The sequence below is a fragment of the Variovorax sp. GrIS 2.14 genome, from assembly GCF_046115955.1.
Taxonomy (GTDB): Bacteria; Pseudomonadota; Gammaproteobacteria; order Burkholderiales; family Burkholderiaceae_C; genus Variovorax.
Window position 1 is genome coordinate 1 of the sequence record NZ_JBJXIA010000089.1, and the last position, 1,664, is coordinate 1,664.

Annotated in this window: 2 protein-coding genes and 2 pseudogenes; 1 reads left to right on the forward strand and 3 read right to left on the reverse strand. The window is 58.6% G+C overall.

Annotated elements, in window-relative coordinates; genetic code table 11:
* The 3 genes and pseudogenes from RCH10_RS27610 to RCH10_RS27620 form a co-directional block, all read right to left on the reverse strand.
* On the reverse strand, window positions 1–255 hold a 255-nt coding region (locus tag RCH10_RS27610; protein ID WP_409054844.1), incomplete at its 3' end, for a hypothetical protein.
* A 44-nt stretch (window positions 256–299) separates the two neighbouring features.
* Window positions 300–473 (reverse strand): hypothetical protein, encoded by a 174-nt coding sequence (locus tag RCH10_RS27615; protein ID WP_409054845.1) that lies wholly within the window; start codon window positions 471–473, stop codon window positions 300–302.
* Window positions 474–475: 2 nt separating this feature from the next.
* Window positions 476–715: pseudogene (locus tag RCH10_RS27620) on the reverse strand (DUF6789 family protein); the annotation flags it as partial.
* Window positions 716–1,350: 635 nt separating this feature from the next.
* Between RCH10_RS27620 and RCH10_RS27625 the strand changes: the two are divergent.
* Window positions 1,351–1,606, forward strand: a pseudogene (locus RCH10_RS27625) (transposase); the annotation flags it as partial.
* Window positions 1,607–1,664: the final 58 nt, after the last annotated feature.

A 1,664-nucleotide genomic window follows, 5' to 3' on the forward strand; every position in this document is an offset into this window, starting at 1 on the left:
GCTTTGACCGTCACTGCTTTCAGAATAAAACTCGGAACTATCCCGTCCGCAGCGCGACGAGCCGTAAGCCCTCGTCGTGATGGCTGTAGTTGCCCCGTTCGCCGGAGTGAGGATCAGCTTTTCGGCAAAGCCGAGCAAATCGGCCGCATTGAACTTGCGCGTCTCGGCTAATGGGCACATCGGCTGAATGCCGGGCAGCGTTTCGTTGAGGTCAACCGGCAGGATGCACTGGGGATCATGGGCTATTGCATTCATTGCATGCCCAACCTTCTTGGCAGGGTTCCGTCGAGCGAGTCGAGTCAAGCGTGACCCCGTGAGTTCGAACCATTTCCTGATGCGGCCAAGCGGCCGTGCACCCAGCCAGGAACCGCGCCGAAGATCAGATGCAGCACCAAGGTCATCATCGAAGCCATGATGCCCATGTTTATCCCGAAGAGGCCAGCGCCGGCCATCGGCATTAACACCAGCATCATGATTACCAGCCGATGATGCCGAGCATGATCCCGTGTCCAACGCGGCTGGTTCCCTGCCGCTTCGAGTCGAGAGCTGCGATGGCAACACCATAGGTCACGATGCCGATCACGAAATGTACGATCCACCCAATAAGGGGCTGGTCCGGTGAACCCATCATTCCGGCGAGTATCTGCGGAAAGTCGAGTTGCGCCATGAAGCCCATCGTTGCCTTCAGGACCATCAGCACTGACAGCAGGATGGTGGCGGCTAGCCCTCAAGCAGGCCTTTTGGAATGTCTTTCATGTGTCCACCCTGGGTAGTTAAGAGATGGTTTGGATTGCCCTGTGAAGCTACCCCCCAACCTCAGCTGGCGTCAGCGCGGTCGACATCCGTCGGCGGCGAAATGGGGGGCCCCATTGGAACAAGTTAGCGTGCGTTGGAGCGGCACGCAGCCCCAACGCGGCCCATACGGATGTAGGAGAAGACTACGTGGCGCAGACCCCTGCTGCACTGGCAGCCTGAGACGTACAGGTGCTGCTGCCATCGGAAACCGTCTTACTTGATTGCTGCCGCGGGTATGAGCTGGATGCACTTTTCGATAATGGGCGGTGTGGGCATGGGATGCCGTTAGCCATCATTGCTGCATCAGTTTTTTCAGCGGTGGCTACCGATGAGGGCTACTTCAATACCGAACCGCGCGTTTCCTTCGAGCTGCAGCAAACGCCTACAAAACGTTCCCAAGTTCTCGCATGGAATCCGCACACGGCGGAAGGCGCCCGTCGTGCGATCAATCCTTGCGGCCCAGCAGGGTGCTGAAATACCTGTGCAGTTGGTCGACGCGTGACGGCCCCAAAACGGAGTAAGTTGATCCCCGATACTCGCAAGCAAACCCAGACCATGCGCGGCGCCGACACCTTCACCGAGAGTCTGTTCACCATGCGCAAGCTCGAGGACTTTGTGCCGGCAGACCATCCGCTGCACCCGATCCGCTCGATGGTCAACGAAGCGCTGATCAAGATGGATGACTTGTTTGCCGGCATGTACGAGGCTGACATCAAGGGTGGGCGCCCCGGCATCGCGCCAGAAAAGCTGCTGCGCAGCGATGCTGCTGCAGGTCTTCTTCAGCGTGCGCTCGGAGCGCCAACTCATGGAGTAGACCCAATACAACCTCCTGTATCGCTGGTTCATCGGTCTGGCCATGGACGATGCGG